The organism is Thermoanaerobaculia bacterium, assembly GCA_035593605.1.
Lineage (GTDB): Bacteria > Acidobacteriota > Thermoanaerobaculia > UBA2201 > DAOSWS01 > DAOSWS01.
This window is the reverse complement of record DAOSWS010000002.1, coordinates 156,500-175,430: the sequence shown is the minus strand read 5'-3', so window position 1 is coordinate 175,430 and position 18,931 is coordinate 156,500. Positions and strand designations below refer to the sequence as shown.

The window sequence follows — 18,931 nt, the reverse complement described above, 5'->3', positions numbered from 1 at the left end:
AAGAAGAAGATAATTCCATGAAGCGGCTTCTATTTTTCGTACTTGCACTCGGCCTGGCAGGAGGCCTTGCCGGCAATGACAATCTGAATATCCAGGTCGAGTTCCGGCATCGGTTTGAATATCAGGATAATTTCGACTTCAATTCTCTGGCAGATGATCAGCTGGGTTTTCATCTCTTTCGTTCTCGTCTCACTCTGTCGTGGAAGGCAACAAAAACACTATCCCTTTTCACCCAGTTTCAGGATGCAAGAGTATGGAATCTCGAAGTTGGCAGCCCAGCTCCCTATCGGGATCAACTGGATATCCGACAGGCATATGCCGTTTATCACCCGGCCGTTTTCTCATCCTTCTCCCTGACAGCGGGGAGAATGGAGCTCATCTATGGTGAGGAACGGCTTATCGGCGGGTTTAACTGGTCCAACGTGGCGCAATCATTCGATGGGATTAAAATCCGACATCAGAAATCCATGTGGACAACCGATCTCTTTGCCGTTCGAAAGGTCATTACAGAATACGACCAGCTGAATCAATGGAACGATGAAGACACCCTTTGGGGCCTTTACACTTCGGGGAGAGTTACATCTCACCACATCCTTGATCTGTACTATTTGTTCAGAGATACCGATACCGCCATAACCTTCGGTCCCAAAGTCGGTTCCGGGACGCTTTCTGAGTCCACAATCGGATTCTTCTTCCGGGGCAGAGAAGTTGCGGGATTTGATTATGGGTTCGAAAGCGCTTATCAGTTTGGTAATTTCGGCGATCAGGACATTTCCGCCTACGCGCTGATTATCCAGATCGGGTACACTCTTCCATTCCGGTACACACCAAGGATCGGACTCGAATACGCCTTCGGTTCCGGAGACGATGACCCTGTGGACGGTACGCGAAACACCTTTGACAATTTATTCCCTACAAACCATAAGTTTTACGGGTACATGGACCGCGCGAGTCTCCAGAACCTGAAGGACCTGAGGCTCTCGTTTTCCCTGGTTCCGGCAAGCAAGGTCAAGGTCCAGGCCGACATCCATTTCCTTCGTCTTGCAGAAACGACGGACTCCCTTTACAGCGCTGCCAGAAAACCACTGCGCACCTCCGATGATCCTTCGATAAGCAATAAAGTTGGAACAGAATTCGACCTGACCGCTGCACTTCCCTTCGGTGACCACCTATCGTTCCTGTTCGGATATTCTCATTTTTCTGCCGGTGATTATCTGGCAGATACAGGCCTGGCGGATAATGGTGAATATTTTTATATGCAGACTTCACTAAAATTTTAGCGCCCCCCTCCATGCTGTAACAGGTCTCCCCGGTTCGATCCCGGGGAGAAATCCCTGTCCTGCGCAGATCATCGTATAATGGAAATTCATGCGACGTACTCTGCTCCTGATCCTTCTGCTGCTTTTGGCATGTCTCCTGAGCCTCGGCACCGGTCCCTACCCGGTTCTGGATGGCCTTCGTTCGGGAGATCCGACGGCATGGAAGGTTCTGATTTACCTTCGACTCCCCCGGGCCATCGCTGCGTTTCTTGTGGGAGCCGCCCTCTCCCTCGCCGGATCGGGCCTCCAGACACTTCTCCGTAACCCCCTGGCGGATCCCTTTGTTCTCGGAGTTTCCTCGGGCGCGGCTGCAGGAATGCTGGCCAGCCTCATGCTTGGTTTTTCACCGTATTCCATCTCAACCTTTCTGCTCGCCTTTCTTGGAGGCGCACTGACCGTATGGAGTGTGGCATTCATGGGAACGACACGGGGCCGAATGGATACGACCCGCATGCTGCTTTCAGGCGTCATCCTGAATGCCTTCTTTGCAAGCCTGATCCTGATGGGACTCTCTTATGTTCACCATCGCCAGCTTTCCAGCTACATGCACTGGATGATGGGAAACCTCTCCGATCTTTCCCTGGGTACGGCAGGAACCCTGGCCCCCCTGCTGATCCTTGGAGCTCTCCCCCTGCTGCTCCTGACCCGGCAGCTGGACGTCTTTCTGCTGGGTGAGGAAACCGCTTCCTCCAGCGGTATTTCCGTGGAACGGCTGAAACGTGTCGTCTTCTTCTCCGCGTCTTTCCTGACCGCCATGACCGTGGCTCTTGTGGGGATTATCGGATTTGTCGGCCTGATCGTCCCGAACCTGTGCCGTCGCTGGTGGGGCAGCAGCCATACCGTTCTCTTTGCCACTTCAACCCTCCTGGGCGGAGCCTTTCTTGTTCTGGCCGATAGTGCGGCCAGATTTTTCCCCGGGGGCGATCTGCCTGCAGGAGCCGTGACCGCCCTGGTAGGCGCTCCCTTCTTCCTTATGCTTTTAGGACGTGACACATGAGCTTTCTGCTGGAACATGTCACCTTTGGATACGTGCCCGGCCAGACGATAGTGAAAGACCTGAACCTGGAGGTTCCAGCCGGGAAGGTGACGGGAATTGCGGGTCCCAACGGCGCCGGAAAGTCCACCCTTTTGAAATTAATGGCCCGGGTACTGAAGCCGGACGAGGGAAGGATTTTTCTCTCGGACCATCCCCTTGGAACCATACACAGAAAGGCATATGCCCGCATGGTCGCCTGGGTTCCGCAGGAACTTCTTTTACCCTTCCCCCTTACCGTGGAAGACATGGTACGGCTGGGACGATATCCACACCTCTCTCCCTTTGCACCCTTCTCAAAGCGGGACAGGGAGGCTGTGGATGAGGCACTTTCTCAACTCGAACTGATCCGTTATCGAAGGACACCCGTCCAGAACGTGAGCGGAGGCGAGCGAAAGAGGGTTCTGCTCGCCCGTGCCCTGGCAGCCGATCCGGAGATCCTTCTTCTCGACGAACCCTTCACTCACCTGGATCCTCACCACCAGAGACACATGGCGGAAAAGATCCTTTCCCTTCACGGATCGGGGCGAACGATCATCGTCGTTTCCCATGATGTCAATCTCCTGTTCCGGGTCTGCCAGGACATCGTTCTTCTCAAAGAGGGAAGGATGGTGGAGCACCTTCAGGGAAAGGGCGAATTTTCACGTCTCCAGGCCTGGGAGGATCTCTTTGACTGCCCCTTTGACCGGGCGGACGGATTGACAGGCCCCCTGATCGCCCCGCGTGTTGATGGGTCAGAGGCCCCGTGATACCATAGTCGCCATGGAGAATCGACCTTCCGGTCCCGTTCGCATCCCCGAAGGTATGTGGGTCAAGTGTCAGGCCTGCAAAGAAATCATTTTCTTCAAGGAAGTCGAGCGGCGTAACAAGGTCTGTCCCAAGTGCAGCTACCACTTTCGCCTTTCTGCAGCGGAGCGGCTTTGCCTCCTGGCTGATGGAGGAAAATACACCCTGTTTTCGGAGAAAACAACCTCGTCCGATCCCTTGAAATTCAAGGATAAAAAGAAGTACAGGGACCGAATCAAAGAGTCTATGATCAAGGCCGGCGATCAGGACGCAGTCCTGGTGGCAACAGCCACGCTTGAGGGAATGCCGGTAGTGATTGCTTCCATGGAATTTGCCTTTATGGGGGGATCCATGGGATCGGTGGTCGGTGAAAAAATAACCCGGGCAGCGGAAAAGGCGTTATCCGACAACGCTCCTCTCATCATCGTATCCTGTTCCGGGGGCGCCCGGATGCAGGAAGGTCCGCTTTCCCTGATGCAGATGGCCAAGATTTCTGCCGCGATCGGACGATTAAAAACCGGAAAGATTCCCTTCATATCGGTACTGGCCGATCCCACAACGGGCGGGGTCACGGCTTCCTATGCCATGCAGGGAGATGTCATTATTTCTGAACCCGGGGCTCTCATCGGATTCGCCGGTCCCCGCGTCATTGAGCAGACAATCCGGCAGAAATTACCTGAAGGATTTCAACGGGCGGAATTCCTCCTGGAGCACGGCATCATTGACATGGTGGTACCCCGGGACCAGCTCAAGGGATCCATCGCATCTCTTTTATCCATTCTTCATGGACGTTGATGGCTTTCTTGAATCGCTGAAACCCTCGGAAATGACCCTGGGCCTGGAACGGGTCCGCTCCCTTGTAGAACGGCTTCCCATTCAGTCCCATTCAAACAACATTCTAGTTGCAGGTACCAACGGTAAGGGTTCGACCTCCGCATTTCTCGCTTCGATCCTGGAAACCCTTTCCGGGTCCACGGGGCTCTTCACTTCCCCTCACCTGCTTTCGGTCCATGAGAGGATACGGGTTTCAGGAACGCCGATTGATGAAAAAACCTTTGCCGCCCTGGTGGAAGAGATTGCCTCCGTTTTGCCGTCAATGGATTCACCTCCCACATATTTTGAATTTCTTACTGCAGCCGCCGCACTGCACTTTCAACGATCCGAAACCCGGTTCAACGTCTTCGAGGTAGGGCTTGGCGGAAGGCTTGACGCCACCAACATCCTTACCGGCCCGGTCTCGATCATCACACGGATTGCCCATGATCACATGCATCTCCTCGGCCGCACCCTCGAACAGATTGCGGGGGAAAAAGCCGGCATCATCAAACCGGGACAAACCGTTGTTGTCACACCGCAAAGAGCTCCTGTCCTCAGGCAGCTCAGGGAGATCGCCCATACCGTTGGGGCAGAAATCGTGGAATCATCCCGACTGGTCCGCATCCGACCCCTTCATATGGATCCGGATGGCATGGTCCTCGAAGCAAAAATTCATGGCACGTGGACACCCTTTCACACCTCTCTGACCGGTCCACACCAGATCGAAAACCTGGCTGCGGCTCTCTCTGCCTCCACCCTTCTGGACCATCCGACCGCGGAAGCTCTACAGATTGCCGTTGCCCATACACGCTGGCCGGGCCGTCTGGAAACGTTTCGCCTGGGGAATCGGAGGCTTATTATTGACGGGGCCCATAATCCCAGCGGAATCCGGGCTCTGGGAGCCTATCTCGACCGGGTCCAGCTTCCGAGACCGGTCGAACTGATCTTTGGGAGCGTCACTCAAAAAAAACCCCGGCAATCTCTTCAGATTCTCTCCCCCCGGGTGGATCGGATCCGTCTCGTTCCTATTATTTCCACTCCGCGCAGCTGGACAGAGGCCATGATGCATCGAACCGCCTCCTCCATTACCAGCAGGATACCGGTCACACTCGAACGGAATCTTTCCGATGCCCTTACGGGCGCATCAGGCTCTCCCACCACCCTGGTTTCAGGGTCTCTCTATCTTGTTTCGGAGGTGATGCAATGGCTGAATCGATCGCCCTGGCAGCTGACCACGCGGGCGCTTCCCTGAAGGACTATCTGGCAGATCTTCTTCGGAATAAGGGCTATTCCGTCAAAGATCTGGGCACGGATGGAGCTGAGTCCGTCGATTACCCGGATTACGCATCGGCTCTCGCCGAGGGAATATCCCGGGGAAGATGGAACCGAGGGATTTTGGTCTGTGGGACGGGAATCGGGATGTCCATTCGGGCGAACCGTTATCCGGGCGTTCGTGCAGCAAATTGCAACGACCTCTACATGGTGCGCCTTGCCAGGCAGCACAACGATGCCAATGTTCTGACCCTGGGAGCCAGGATTGTGGCCGCGGCCCTGGCGGAAGAGATTACGGAGCTCTTTCTGTCTACAGAATTTTCCGGCGGCCGTCACGCCAGGCGGGTGGAAAAGCTGGACGCACCCTGCCCATCCTGAGCCGCAGCTTAACGATTTCCTTCAACATCTTTAAAGGAGCGCCGACGATCGAAACCCGGCTGAGTTCCCTGTGCTCCCAGCGCACGGGAACTTCCTTGACCACATAGCCGCGTCGGTACGCCCTGGCAATCACTTCCACATCGAAGGCAAATCCCGGCGTGGTCAGCTCCGTGAAGATCTGTCTGGCGATGTGCGGGCGGAAGAGTTTAAACCCGCACTGCGTGTCATAGAATCCATCCAGGAAAAGGGTTCGAATGAGCAGATTAAAGACCTTGCCCATCAGCTGTCGAAGGGCCGGCTGATGGATCGTGATGAGATCGGGGTTCAAAGCCCTTGAACCTATCAGGATCCCTGCTTCCCTGGAGTGGGCGAGTAGAGTCTCAACCTCTTCAATCGGGGTGGAAAGATCGGCGTCCGAGAGCAGGGCCCAGTCACAACCCGGTGCGAGGTGCATCATTCCGTAACGGACTGCGGCGCCTTTTCCCAGATTCCGGGGAAGCCGGACAAGCCGAACCTCGGACCAGACATTGTCGCGGTACGCCGTGACAATAGAGACTGTAGGATCGGTAGATCCGTCATCCACAACCGATACGGCGAGGCGGTGGGGACCCGTCCGGCTGTACTCGTACAGCGCGTCCAGGGTTCCCTCAATCCGGCCCGCTTCGTTATAGGCGGGAATTATGACGTGGATGACCATGCCCTGTATGCTACGCCACAGAGGGAAAAAAAGGCAAGAAGCAGTGCTCCATATATTCCTCTCATGGGAAAACACCCGACAATGGAATGTTTCCCCGGTTCCAGTCTCAGGCAGGTCAGCGCGACGTTTCCCGGACCGGCGGAAACGGGACGTCCATTGTCTGTGAAGGCAAAGGCGGGGAAATAGGCGCGCTGAAATAAGAGGAAACCGGGATGGTCCGTCGTCAGGCGGACCTCAACCCGATCCGCCTCCAGAAGGGCAGGCGTTACGGGAAGAAAGGACCGATCTTCTCCCGCTTCACCTTCAGGCCCTGCCAGAACTACCGATCGGGTTGGATCGAAGGAGGGGTCCGAGAGAATGTCGACCGCCTGTTGAGGATCCTTCGCCATTCGTGCATGGAAAAAAAGGGCAATGTCGGGAAGAGGATGTTCCACCCTTTCGAGAAACAGACCCTGATCACCGGATGCTCCGTCGAAACGCAGGATTGCTTGAACCCCCTGGGAATGGAGAATGGATTGACCTCCCTGGCCGACCTTGGAGAAATAGGCCTCGCGGACCAGACGATCCATCACGGACCACGATCCTGCAACATCGGGAGACAGACGGTACCGGAAACCCTGACCGATTCCCGTGGGCTGAATCGCATGGGCGTAAGCAAAACGCACATAGTCCCTGAAGGTCGAAAATCCACGGACTCGATTTCCCGTGAGATCAGCAAGAACATCCTTGGGGCCGATTGTATCGGCAAGAGAAAGGGTTGCGCCCAGAACCTTCGAAGTTCGATCCAGCCCAAGTACCGGCGAGAGAAAAAACACGGCATAGAGAACAAGTCCCAGCGACAGAATGATGGCTCGGATCTGCGTGCGGAGGGTCAGACAGGAAAGCAGGATAATCTGTGCCACCAGGTTGGCGATGCGAACAGGGGTAAGACCCGGCCCCCCCGCATAGAGGATAAGGACGAGGGAAATGGCAGTAAAAACCAACCCGCCGACCAGCAGTGTTTTTCGATCCATACGGGGCCATGTGATCTGCACCAGGAGAAGAAAGGTGATGGCGATAAAGAGTTTTTCCGGAGAACGAAGGAGATTGAGTACTTGCCATCGATCGGCAGCCACGGCAATCAGGGGATTGTAGGCTCCCAGGGCAAAAAAGAGGAACACGAACTGCAGGATCAGTGCCGAACGGTTTTTTCGACTGGTGAAAAAAGCAAGGAGAAGGAACCAGGCCATATGAAGAGTGGGCAGGAGAAAACCAGGAGCCCTGGTGTACGAACTCCCCCACCATCCCACAACTGCATCGGCGGAGTTTCCAAAAGCAAAGGGAAGAAGGCTTCCGGCAAGCCGCACCGGATGGAGAGATGCCGCGAGCGCAGTTTTTGCGGTTGTGATTCCCATGGCCCGGGTCGAAAAGCCCACAACGGGAGCCATGTACATGAAGAGGGGAGCTGAAATCAGGCATCCCAGAATCATCTCTCCCGTCAGGATGAGACGGTCCCTTGTAAGAACCATACAGAAAAGAAATGTTGCCAGAGCCAGCACCCACTCTCCGGCAAAGATCTGAAGGGCGATGGTGAGGGACGCCCACCCCGGGCGAACGCGGGGCACGGTGGTCAGAAAGACGGCCGGCATAAGGGAGACCGTCGTAAAAAGGTTCGCGGCCACGGACGCGGAAAGAAAGGGACCGCAGGTGATCCATGCCAGGGCGGTCAGCAGGGCTCCGTCGGGCTCCATCGTTTGACGTGCAATTCGATACATAAAAAACGCGGAGAGAAAAAGATGGAGGAAAAAGTGAAACCCGAAGACCCAGGCCCCCGGCATGAAATGGGTCAAAAAAGCAGTGGGATAGAGCGCAAGAGTATTCGGATCTCCCGCCAGGGGCTGGCCTCCATTCAGACCGGGATGGACGAACGGGGGCATAATTCCGGACCGGACCTGATCAAGTGACAGGAAGATGGGAAGATGGACAAAGGCATTGTCCCTGTATGTCGGAATCAGGAAAAAGCCCAGGATCAGAGCCGTAAGGACAATTCCGATAATTGTTTTAAAGCTCACTTGCAATCCTGTCCAGGAGCTCCCGGGCACGGCGGCAGTCCGGGTTTTCCTTCAGTTTACGATTCAGCTCCTCTTTCACCTCTTCGGAAGACCATGTTCCTTCGCGAATCCGATCCAGGACGTATGCGGGGGATTCCGGAATCACGCGATAGGCCCGACCCTGAAGGGTCGAGGGGACTTCCGAGCGGGCGTAAAAGATCATGGCGGCGTCATCGTAATCCATCAAAACCCACGCATCGGTGGGAAAACGGGCGATCGATGCAGGCAGGCTTCGTATGGTTTCCCCCTGAAGGACCCGGACTTCCCCCTGGTAGGGCAGAACAGCCCATCGAATCCCGTATTTTTCCAGAAGTTCAACCCATCGATCCAGGCTGACCAGGCTTCTGTTGATCTCCGTGAGAAGTTTTATATAGAGTTCATTCCTCCCATCGATAAAGACCTGCCGTTCTGGATAGAGCCTCCAGATAAGGTATCCACCCATTCCGGGATGGTTGTAGAGCCTGCCGGGGGGTGGTACCTGCTCAACTATGTCTAACGCTGCAATCGGGAATTTTTCTCGATCGACACCCCATCCGGGTCGGGGCCCCGTAAACCAGGCGCCAAGAAATACGGCCAGAAGTGCCCCGCCCAGAAAGATGCCGATGGCACGCCATCGAATCGGAGGTACCAGAGAAGCCAGCGTGACGGCCAGAATTCCGGAATGGCGCACGGCAGTCAGAGCCAGAACGGCTGACATCACGATCACGAATGAGAAAGGTACCCGGTAGGAAAGAGAGAGATCTTTGCGGGACGCAAGAATCCAGAGACCAAATAGCGTAACGGCCGCAAGGGGAAGAGCCATCATTGCGGAAGGGCGTGCCCACTCAGGATTCTCAACGGGAAGTCTTGCCAGATCTCCCATGAGTCGTAAGGGAGCAACCAGTGCACGGTAGCCAAAGGGATTGGCCAGGATAATCGCGGTAAAGGGAAGGATCCAGAGAAATGGTTTCCAATCCCGGTCCCTGAACGACTGGCCCAGGAGAAGAACCGACGCAATGCCAAGCCCGAGGACAAAGCTCGCGTGGACATTCACCCAGATCAGGAGGATCAGCGCGATCCGGAAAAACTGGCGCGGCTTTCGGGAAGACGGATCCGCAAAGCTCCCAAGAAGAAAGACAAGGAGCAGAAGGGCAACGAGTTCCGGTCGAACCATGAGGCGATGGCGAGCCAGGACCAGAAGTAGAAGGATCCAGGCAAGCGCGATCCATGGGCCTTCACCCCGACGTCTTCTGTGAACCCACAAAAACAGGGCGATCAGGGCAACGATGGCAATCCGGAGAGCGATCAGGCCGGGAGGGGTAAGAACCATTTGAAGACAATAGACCGTGACGTCAAATCCCCACGCGTGGTTAACCCAGGGAACAGGATCCGAGGCAAAAGAAAAGGGATCAGTCTGAGGTATCCCCTGATCCAGGATCGTCCGGCCGGTCGCCAGGTGCCACCAGAGATCGTTGCTCCTCAGGGGAAAGAGTGAGATGGCCAGCACTCCGAGCAACAAAATGAAAGCAGCTGTCCGGTTCCCTCTATTCACGGATATCCCGGCCCGCGGAAGATTCCAGATGCCATATTTCAATGAAACCCTTCGCGTAAACTCGAACCCCGCGGGAGGCGAGCATCGTCTCAAAGAGTGAGTCTTCTTCCTCGGAAGCGTCGAATCTCAGTTCCCGGACCGGTTGAACCGCAGCCTGTCCGGGGCGGTACTGTGCACGATTGATAAAGATCCAGCAGATACGGTCTTTCATAAGGCGGTCCGCAAGGCCTTCGGGGGTTCGGTCTCGTGAAATCCAGGGTGTGTAGGGAGGCGGATCCAGGTAGGAAGCGGCGATAGCCGGTCGATTCAGATAGTAAATACGACTTTCCCCCACAACCATAATCCTTTCGCGCGGATCCGTCCGTTCCTGAATCCATCGAAAAGCATGCAGGTACGACTGGCTTTCGTCAAGGTAGGTTTCAGCTTTTACAAGCCCGAGAGCGGGCTCAACCGGGTCAAAATACGTCACTACTTTGACAATCTGGACAAGGTTGATACAGGAGAGCATCGCGACGATTACCATCACCGCCCGTGACCTGCGAGCATGCCATACCGAGAGCACCTCTCCCCCGAGAATACAGATCAGCATCATGGCCGGAGCAAAGAAACGCGCTGTCGGATGAACCACGAACCCGGCGCCCAGGTACATCAGAATTAAAAGGAAGGGAAGAGGATCTTCCCGGAACCGCCGAAACCCCGCCAGAGGAACCAGGAGAATCATCAGGGGAAGGAGAACTCCCACACTCTCATCCACCAGGTCCTTTCTGCCGAGATAGTCCATAACAGGTATCGGACCTCCCTCTCCCTGGCGATATTGCGTTAGAGCAGAAGCTCCCGTGTGGGCACTCAGGATGGGATAGATTGGATTTCCCTTTACAACAAGGTTTCTTCCATACCATGGAGCCAGCGTCACGATTGTGAGAAGCCCTGCCAGAACCAGGGAACGCCTGCGCCGGGGTTTGGGAGCAAGGAGAAGAAGAGGCAGAGCATAATATTTGACGGAAGCGGCAGCGGCGAAACAGAGAGCGGATCGCACGGCGGAACCCTCATCCGCGCCGGCACGGAAGCGCTCCCGTTCTATGAGTCCTTCCCCCAGGAAGAGGAGAACAAACCAGTCATTCCAGGCCCAGCCCAGAATCACGTTGAGAACCGGGACTCCGGCAAGAACGATGACCGGCATCAGGGAGAGGGATCCGCCCCGAATCCGCTGGAAGCGCACGAGGGATGAGAGGGCAATCATACCTGCCAGGAAATGGAGGCCCTGACAGGCTACAGGTCCGCCCAGGGGAAGAAGCAGCCCGTAGAGAACCTCGGCATGCATGGGAAAGAAGGTATGGATATTTGTCGGGGAGGGTATAAGCTGCCCTTTCAGGATGGCCTGTCCGGGAACGGCCAGATGGTAGACGAGGGCATCAAGGGATAGGGAAGGTGCCAGAGCCAGAAGCGCGGGAGGAATCAGAAGGACGAAAAGGATGAGGAACTCGGCGGGTATCTGGAAATGGAACACAGGTCGCTCGATTCGGCGGAACAACAGAACGGCGAAGAAGACACCGACCCCTGTTATGAGACCACTGATCCAGGGCCCGGGGAAATAGAGGGGTCCGAGAAGCCCGAGAAGAGTGGCAAGGAAAGTCGCCCCCAGGACCCAGAGGAATCCGCCCCTGTGAGGCCCCGGTGATCGAAAGAGGGCAAGGATGGCAAGACCCCAGCCCATCAGAGCCGAGGAAAAGGCTCCCAGGAGAACTGCCTGTTTCAGGACATGGAAAAGAAAAGAAGTAGAGAAGGGAAACCGCTGATTTGTGAGCCATACAAGAAAAAGGGCAGCAATCAGAAGAATTCCGTAAGAAAGGTCACGAAACCGGTCACGGGTCCGGTTCATCGCCAAACCCGGTGATATAATGGCGGCATGTCCGAAGATACCGGGGGAATCATACCGAATCTGCCCAGTCTGTTGCGGATCAAACAGTGGAGCAAAAACTTCTTCCTCTTTGGAGCCCTGGTCTTCGCCAAGCGACTCTTCGATCCGCATATGGTTCTCGCAACGATCCAGGGGTTCTTTGCCTTCTCTCTCGCGGCCAGCACGATTTACATTATAAATGATATCCGGGACAGGGAAGAGGATCGCCTCCATCCTGAAAAGTGTCATCGCCCCATTCCGGCAGGAAAGATCTCCACAGGACAGGCGCTGATCATTGCCTTCTTCTGCCTGGCGGGGGGTCTGGCTCTTTCTTACTTTCTGGCCTGGGAGTTTCAACTTCTCCTGCTTACATACATTGCGATGCAGATTGTCTACACCTTTGGAGGCAAGAGAATCGTCATACTGGATACCCTGACCATAGCCCTGGGATTCGTTCTTCGTGTTGTGGCGGGTGCAGCCATTATCCATGTCCCGGTCTCTTCATGGCTCCTTCTATGCACCTTTTTCCTTGCCCTCTTTCTGGCTTTCTGCAAGAGACGTCACGAACTGGCCACACTGGACGAGGCCACCCGCCATCGAAAGGTACTGGGCGACTACACGCTCCCCTTCCTGGATCAGATGATCACAATGGCCACGGCGGCTACGATCCTCTGCTACGCCCTCTATGTCACCTCTCCCTCCACCCAGGTGAAATTTCACTCCCCTTACCTTATCGCCACCATTCCCTTTGTCGTATATGGAATCGCACGGTATCTCTACCTTCTCCACAACCGGGACATGGGGGGGAATCCCACCGATGTCCTCATGGGAGACGGGCCCTTCGCAATCAACGTTCTTCTCTGGATCGCCGCCTCCATTCTCATCGTGTATACTGGATAATATGACACTTTCCCGCGTTGCCGCGGTCCGGACCACTCCAGATACGGTTATAGAAGACACTGCGCGCCTTAGCAGTCTGGCAGGGATGAAATCGGCACTTGATCCGGGATCGACAACAATCCTGAAAGATAATATTTCCTGGCACTTTCCCTTCCTCTCCGCCAACACGACACCGTGGCAGCTGGAAGGAACGATACGCGCCCTCCGGGCAGATGGATTCCAGGATCTGGTTGCCGTTCACAACAACACCGTGGTGACCGACCCCGATAAGGGGCAGAGGCTCTGCAAGCTGAAGCCGGTGTACGAAACCCATCAGGTCCCGGAACGCTACAATTGCCGAAAGGACGATTTGAAGTGGATCCCCTATGAACCCAAAGGCGAGATGCTGGTTCTGCCCTCCATCTATCCCCGGGGAATCCACATACCGGAATTTTTCCTGGGTAAGAACATCGTTCACCTCCCTACGGTGAAGACCCACATCTACACGACGACCACCGGGGCCATGAAGAACGCCTTCGGAGGGCTGCTCAACACCCGCCGTCACTACACGCACTCCCACATTCACCGCACACTGGTCGACCTGTTGACCATTCAAAAAGAGATTCACACAGGTCTCTTTGCGGTCATGGACGGAACCCTTTGCGGTAGCGGTCCCGGTCCCCGGACCATGATCCCGGTGGAGAAAAACCTTCTCCTGGCCAGTTCCGACATGGTAGCGATCGATGCAGTGGCTGCAAAATTAATGGGGTTTGACCCCATGAGCCTCGAGTACATCGCCAGGGCCCACGAGCGAGGCCTGGGATGCGGAAAGCCGTCGGAAATCGAACTGGTCGGGGACGACATTTCCGGAGAAACCACAAGCTTCTCCGTGGGTGATAACCTGGCAAGCCGCGTGGGGGATCTCATGTGGTTCGGCCCCTTTCGAGGCCTCCAGAAGCTCTTCTTCCACACTCCCATCGTCTATCTCTTCGTTTTCGGCTCGTACGCCTATCATGACTACCTGTGGTGGCCGACATTCGGAAAGTCTCGAATGAAAAAGCTTCGTCGCACTTCAGCCTGGGCCCGACTCTTCGACCGTTACCCGGGTTAAGATCCGGCCGCGAAGTGGCGTCTCCCCTTTCCCCGGATCAGCCCGCACATCCAGTCAATTCCTTTCCCTGCCGCGCGCTTCTCTGGCTGTTTCTCGTATCGATCCTGATTTCCATCCCATCCATCGTTCTCCGCCCCGCATGGCACGATGAAATCTACACCCTTCGCCTGACCGAAGAGTCGATCCCGGGTATCCTTCATACGTTGGAAGACGATTCGGGCCCGCCCCTCTATTACATTGCCAGTCACATCTGGTCCGCCTTCGCCGGCTCAAGCATACAATCCATCCGTATCCTGAGCTTCCTTGCCTCTCTCGGGTTCCTGGCTGTCTTTGTTTCCATCACGCACAGGGCTCCTTTGTGGCTGGCAGTTCACCCCATCGTCGCCGCCTACGCGGTCGAGGCAAGGAATTACGGGCTCCTCCTCCTTTTCATGATGATCGCTCTGGCGGCCATGGAGCGTTCCAGGCCCTGGATTGCCCTGGCGGCCATGATCGGGGCTCTCTATACCCATAATATCGCCCTTTTTCTTCTTCCCGCCTGGGTGATTGCCTACCCCAGACGGGCCTACCTGCCCGTTGCAGCCTTTCTGGCCTACCTGCCCTGGTGGCCGACGATGATGGCCCAGCCCCGGGTTTCGATTCTATGGATGGCGGATTATGCGAAGGGACAGAGCCTTCTCTCCCTTCTTCTCACGCCCCCGGGAATCCTCGCCGGCGGGTTGTTCCCGGGTTCATTCGCAACAGGCATTCCGAACCTGGCCGCCGCCGGTCTTGCCATCTGCCTGATCTCAATCCTTCTCATCCCGACGGTCCGAAACCGCAGGCACCTGCTCTTCGGAGCCCTTGGGGCGGCCGGAAGCCTGACAGTGTATTCCATCCTGTCCGCTCCCCTTTATTTTCCGGGCCGAACGGAAATCATCCTTCTTCCCCTTCTTCTGTCCGTTGCGGTGTCGACATCCAAACGGAGCAAGCGGGAGCTGGCATGTCTGATCGGTCTGACCGTGCTGGGGCTGATTATCACCCTGACAGCCTCGATCAGGGAAATCCGGCATACACCGGCGGGTCAGGCTCTGGCAGCATGGATGGCTCCCCATCTCTCTTCAGGGGATATTGTGATCTTTACAGGTACGGAACGCCTGGAAACGACCTACTATCTCAGCAAATCCGGGATTGACATTACAGATCACCAGCACCCGCTCGAATCGGATTCCCATCCGGGCTGGCTGGAACTTCGCGGGCTCTCTCCCCCGGCATGGATGGAACAAAATGATCGCCTGCTGGCTTCGGTTTCCACCTGGTCCACCCAGGGCCACCGGGTCTTTATTCTTCTCGATGAACAACTTCCCGCGATGACATTTCCGGGGTCTCTCCGACCCCGCCTTCAGGTTGTGGATCGTCGGGACGGCCGGGTCCTGACGCAGTTTGTTCCTTCCAGCCTCGAAGGCTCCAGCTGAAGATCAGAACTCCGGATACAGGCAGCAGAAAACGGTTTCCAAACGAACTGGCTGCCCAGGGAGAGTAAAACCATAAAAAAAGAAAGGGCCAGAGAACGGTCAGCAAGAGGAAGAGATAGAGCCGGCGAGGATATTGTCTTCGCTGCAGAAGCAGAAAAATCTGCCATAAGCTGAGGGCGCTCGTAAAGAGAAATCCCATGGGATAGGAAAAGAGAATGGAGATCATGCGCAACGGATCGAAATTCAGAAGTTGAGCATGACTCTGTATGACAATCCCCGTCCCCGTGGAAACAGCCACTCGCTGGTAGCCCGTAATCCAGGGAGCCCCGAAGATGATCTGGTTATAGGTCCCCCAGGCCAGGAGGGGCAGGATTGTACCTGCAAGATATCTCCATCGCCGGGTGGAAGGAAGAAAACCCAGCAGAACCTGGACGGCAAAGATCGGACGGATCAGGACCATCATGGCTGAAAGAAGCCCGAAGAGAAATTCCCTGCGTGCCACTGCAGCGCTGAAGGAGGCGACAAGCAGGAAGGTGGCGAGGAGATCGGGGGAAAAGTTATAGATATAGTGAAGGAATACGGGCTGGAGGAAGGTCGCAGCCAGGATCACCGGACTCAGGTTGTTCCGGGAATTCCGCATGGTAAACAGGGCAAGGGTGACGACACCCAGCCCGATCAGGAAATTGAGCATGAGCAGACCGTTGAAGCCGAACAGGGCCGCCCAGGGAAGCCCCAGAAGAGGCAGAAAGGGAGAATGTTTGGGAACCAGATTTCCCTCTTTATCAACGGCGTAGAAGCTCTTTTCCTGGGTTCGGGGCACGGAAAATGGGAGATTGTTGGTCAGATCCAGGTCGCCGTCCTTCAAAAGAGAGGTGGTTGTAAATCCATAGATTAAAGAATCCCCTTTGAGAAAGGTATAGGGATGGTAACGGAGAAGGATTGTCAGGCTGTAAATCAGGAAAATGAAGAGAAAGGAAACACGCAGGCGGGATCCGGGGCTCATCGCGGCAGATGGATCATCCGACCCACTGGAACGTGGCGTATCGAAAGACCCACAAAAAGAGCAGTCCGCTGAAGAGAACGTACAGTACGGCTCTGATGGAAGGTTTCCGTGCCAGGAGAGCAATTTCCACTAAAACGGGAAACGCAGCCACGCTCAACCGCTGGTAAGAAACCATTGTGGAACTGAGGGGTGCCAGAAGAAGAATCCAGCCCCATACGAGCGTCAGGCGATCGAAACGTCGGGCAATGGAGGCACGCGTCATCAACAGAATGAAGGATAGAGCCCAGATGAAGTCGACCCACGAACCATGCCATCCGAAGAGATATTTCTCTGAAACAAAAAAGTGTACAAAACCCCGCCACGGTCCTGAGGGAAACCCGCGGGAGAGGTTCTGCCGGAGAAAGGGTGCGAGGGGAAGACCGGTCTCTGTATAAAAGACGAAAAAGACGAGGAGGAGACCTGCCATCCAGGCCAGCCCGGCAATCAGGCTCTCCCGCCAGCGATCCCGCTTCACGAAGATCAGGGCGAGGGGGAGAAGAATCCCGATCGGTTTGGCGAGGGCCGTGATCAGTCCTCCCAGGACGATCCACTCCCACTGCCGGAGACGGACTCCCCGGGCCAGAGCCACGAAACCGATCAGTACGAGGCTTTCGGCAAAGGGGAGAGAAAGAAAGATTGCGGATGGGAACACAAGGAACAGTAATCCGACACCCGTTTCAACTTCCTCTCCCATCCGATCCCGAATCTCGGCCGTCAAGAGCAGGAGAGCCATGGCACCCAGGAGCAGACCGGTCAGGGCCCCGGCCAGGTACCATTCCGGGATCAGAACATGGGCCGTCCGGATCAGCAGGGGTACAAGCGGAAAAAATCCCGTAGCAAAGGGGATTTCGGTCCACTGTGCATAATTGGGGTTACTCCGCTGGGCAAGGTACCCTTCTCTTGCGATATCGACATACCAGACGGCATCCCAGCGATAGACAACTTCAAGATAGGGATTGGTGTTATCCGTCAGGTGAAGATTGTGGGTGTAATTATGATCCTGAACCCCCCGGGCCTGCATTGACATGACCCCGAAGAAAAGAAGGATGATGCGTGAAACCAGATAAAGAAGGAGGATTCCACCCCATGTTCCGGGGAAGCGGAATCGATTGGATTTCTGCGGATTCAACAATGGTTCAGGGGCCATCACCACGGGTCCAGGGCGTGCGGCAGACCCAGATTTCGTCGGAAGAAAAGATGATCGTATTGGGCACCTTGAAGATCATCACCGGGGGAAACTCCTTCAGACGGGAACCGAGGAACCCTCCCCAGTCCTTGATAAAGATAAGGTAATCGGGCTTCCGGTCATCGATGAAGGAGACAAGCCGCCCCTGACGGCGATAGGCAAGAGCCTCCGGCGAAGCAATCCCCACCAGGTCCAGAAGGCGCTGGGGAGCATAATAGGCCATGGCACCGAGGTCATGAACGACCAGAACTGCATCCCGGGGAAGATTTGCAGCGGCCCACCGGGCCACCCGGATGTCCCCCATTCGCATATCCTCCACGCTCTTTCGATAGTGAGCCAGGGACATCGGAACGGTCATAAAGATCAGAACCAGGATCAACCCCGTCGAAGCGGGGATGATCCAGCGGCGCAGGGTTCGCCCCCCCGATTCGAACCCCCGGGAAAGAACCAGAAATCCGGCGAGAAAGAGAATCGGGATGACGATCATCGCGTATCGGCCGAAGTTCCCCAGATAGGTCGGGGTCCACAATCCGCTCTTTCCCGAAAGGCTGGACCATGCAACCATGCTGCAAACCCAGGCGCCGCTGATCCAGACCTTCCTTCGCAGGAGAAGATAGAGCCCGGCCGGAACAAGAATCGTCAAAAGACCGGCGTGCTGAAAGAGAAACGCGCTGAATGCGGCAAAGTACTCCATGGGAGACTGGCGGGTGATCACGCTGGGCACCTTGGCAAAGTAGGTCGTGGGAAGGGGAAATCCATTCACAGACCAGAGCCAGAGATGGTAGGGCACAAGGGTAACCATCGGAACCGGGAAAAAGGTCCAGGTCAGACGCTTATTTATAATAAGGTAGAGAAAGACCAGGACCCCCAGCAGGTAGAATTCGGGCCGAAGGAGACCCAGAGCCGCAATGAGAATCCCCAGGACGATGTTACTTCCTCCCCGTTCCAGCACGAGGAAGAGCAGGAGCATGGCGGCTGTGGTCATGGGTATCTCCATTCCGGACTGCGTGGAGAGGTAGGTGGAATAGTAAGCCCCATAGGCTGCAACCAGGCACAGGGAAAAGAGACGGGTCACCCCGATCATCACGGATAACCGATACAGGAGATAAAAGGTTGCGAAGGTGAAGAGCATGGACCACGCCGCCATCCATAATTCCGGAGAAATGGGAAGCCAGAAGGCAGGCGCCAGCCAGAATGTCCAGAGGGGTGAGGTGCTTCCACCGACGGGTTCACCGGGACGGATACCGAAGGTGCCGGATTGAGCGAGGGTTCGGGCAAAGGCCAGATGGATATAGGAATCATCGAGGGTGAACACCACGTCCCCTCCCCCGTTTACGGCCGTAACGTAAGGAACCCAGAGATAGAGGTAGGCGAAAAAAACGACCAGCAGAACCAGGATCATCCGGAAGAGGATTCGTTCCATGACTTTACAATATCACA

At 55.7% G+C, this 18,931-nt stretch carries 15 protein-coding genes; 9 read left to right on the top strand and 6 right to left on the bottom strand.

What is annotated here, in order from left to right; genetic code table 11:
- The first annotated feature begins 17 nt into the window (after window positions 1-17).
- The 6 genes from PLD04_01740 (at window position 18) to rpiB (ending at window position 5,604) form a co-directional block, all read left to right on the top strand.
- Window positions 18-1,280 carry an alginate export family protein gene (locus PLD04_01740; protein HXK67038.1) on the top strand — a complete coding sequence of 421 codons (1,263 nt, stop codon included), beginning with the start codon at window positions 18-20 and terminating at the stop codon, window positions 1,278-1,280.
- An 88-nt stretch (window positions 1,281-1,368) separates the two neighbouring features.
- Entirely contained in the window at window positions 1,369-2,316 is a 948-nt protein-coding gene (locus PLD04_01735; protein ID HXK67037.1) for an iron ABC transporter permease, read from the top strand.
- Complete coding sequence (locus PLD04_01730) at window positions 2,313-3,101, top strand: ABC transporter ATP-binding protein (GenBank protein ID HXK67036.1); 789 nt, start codon at window positions 2,313-2,315, stop codon at window positions 3,099-3,101. Before PLD04_01735 ends, PLD04_01730 begins: the two co-directional genes overlap by 4 nt.
- Before the next feature lie 13 nt (window positions 3,102-3,114).
- Window positions 3,115-3,933 (top strand): acetyl-CoA carboxylase, carboxyltransferase subunit beta, encoded by an 819-nt coding sequence (accD, locus tag PLD04_01725; GenBank protein HXK67035.1) that lies wholly within the window; start codon window positions 3,115-3,117, stop codon window positions 3,931-3,933.
- Complete coding sequence (locus tag PLD04_01720) at window positions 3,923-5,206, top strand: folylpolyglutamate synthase/dihydrofolate synthase family protein (protein HXK67034.1); 1,284 nt, start codon at window positions 3,923-3,925, stop codon at window positions 5,204-5,206. The genes accD and PLD04_01720 overlap by 11 nt, the downstream gene beginning before the upstream one ends.
- On the top strand, window positions 5,158-5,604 hold the full coding sequence (gene rpiB, locus PLD04_01715) for a ribose 5-phosphate isomerase B (GenBank protein ID HXK67033.1): 447 nt from the start codon (window positions 5,158-5,160) through the stop codon (window positions 5,602-5,604). The genes PLD04_01720 and rpiB overlap by 49 nt, the downstream gene beginning before the upstream one ends.
- Here rpiB and PLD04_01710 read toward each other — a convergent pair.
- The 4 genes from PLD04_01710 to PLD04_01695 are packed head-to-tail and all read right to left on the bottom strand — an operon-like array spanning window position 5,537 to window position 11,801.
- Window positions 5,537-6,301 carry a glycosyltransferase family 2 protein gene (locus PLD04_01710; GenBank protein HXK67032.1) on the bottom strand — a complete coding sequence of 255 codons (765 nt, stop codon included), beginning with the start codon at window positions 6,299-6,301 and terminating at the stop codon, window positions 5,537-5,539. The genes rpiB and PLD04_01710 overlap by 68 nt on opposite strands.
- Window positions 6,283-8,352 carry a hypothetical protein gene (locus PLD04_01705; GenBank protein ID HXK67031.1) on the bottom strand — a complete coding sequence of 690 codons (2,070 nt, stop codon included), beginning with the start codon at window positions 8,350-8,352 and terminating at the stop codon, window positions 6,283-6,285. The genes PLD04_01710 and PLD04_01705 overlap by 19 nt, the downstream gene beginning before the upstream one ends.
- Entirely contained in the window at window positions 8,342-9,877 is a 1,536-nt protein-coding gene (locus PLD04_01700; protein HXK67030.1) for a hypothetical protein, read from the bottom strand. Before PLD04_01700 ends, PLD04_01705 begins: the two co-directional genes overlap by 11 nt.
- Window positions 9,878-9,914: 37 nt before the next feature.
- Window positions 9,915-11,801 (bottom strand): hypothetical protein, encoded by a 1,887-nt coding sequence (locus PLD04_01695; protein ID HXK67029.1) that lies wholly within the window; start codon window positions 11,799-11,801, stop codon window positions 9,915-9,917.
- 27 nt (window positions 11,802-11,828) lie between these two features.
- Between PLD04_01695 and PLD04_01690 the strand changes: the two genes are divergently transcribed.
- From PLD04_01690 to PLD04_01680, 3 genes are read left to right on the top strand one after another with little or no spacing between them, the layout of a single operon-like run.
- The gene (locus PLD04_01690; protein HXK67028.1) at window positions 11,829-12,719 is read left to right on the top strand and encodes a decaprenyl-phosphate phosphoribosyltransferase; all 891 of its coding nucleotides are present in this window, start codon (window positions 11,829-11,831) and stop codon (window positions 12,717-12,719) included.
- 1 nt (window position 12,720) lies between these two features.
- Window positions 12,721-13,809 carry a DUF362 domain-containing protein gene (locus PLD04_01685; protein ID HXK67027.1) on the top strand — a complete coding sequence of 363 codons (1,089 nt, stop codon included), beginning with the start codon at window positions 12,721-12,723 and terminating at the stop codon, window positions 13,807-13,809.
- Window positions 13,722-15,263 carry a hypothetical protein gene (locus PLD04_01680; protein HXK67026.1) on the top strand — a complete coding sequence of 514 codons (1,542 nt, stop codon included), beginning with the start codon at window positions 13,722-13,724 and terminating at the stop codon, window positions 15,261-15,263. The genes PLD04_01685 and PLD04_01680 overlap by 88 nt, the downstream gene beginning before the upstream one ends.
- Before the next feature lie 1,016 nt (window positions 15,264-16,279).
- Here PLD04_01680 and PLD04_01675 read toward each other — a convergent pair.
- Window positions 16,280-17,452, bottom strand: coding sequence for a hypothetical protein (locus tag PLD04_01675; GenBank protein ID HXK67025.1), 1,173 nt, complete (start codon window positions 17,450-17,452; stop codon window positions 16,280-16,282).
- Window positions 17,442-18,914 (bottom strand): hypothetical protein, encoded by a 1,473-nt coding sequence (locus PLD04_01670; GenBank protein ID HXK67024.1) that lies wholly within the window; start codon window positions 18,912-18,914, stop codon window positions 17,442-17,444. Before PLD04_01670 ends, PLD04_01675 begins: the two co-directional genes overlap by 11 nt.
- Window positions 18,915-18,931: the final 17 nt, after the last annotated feature.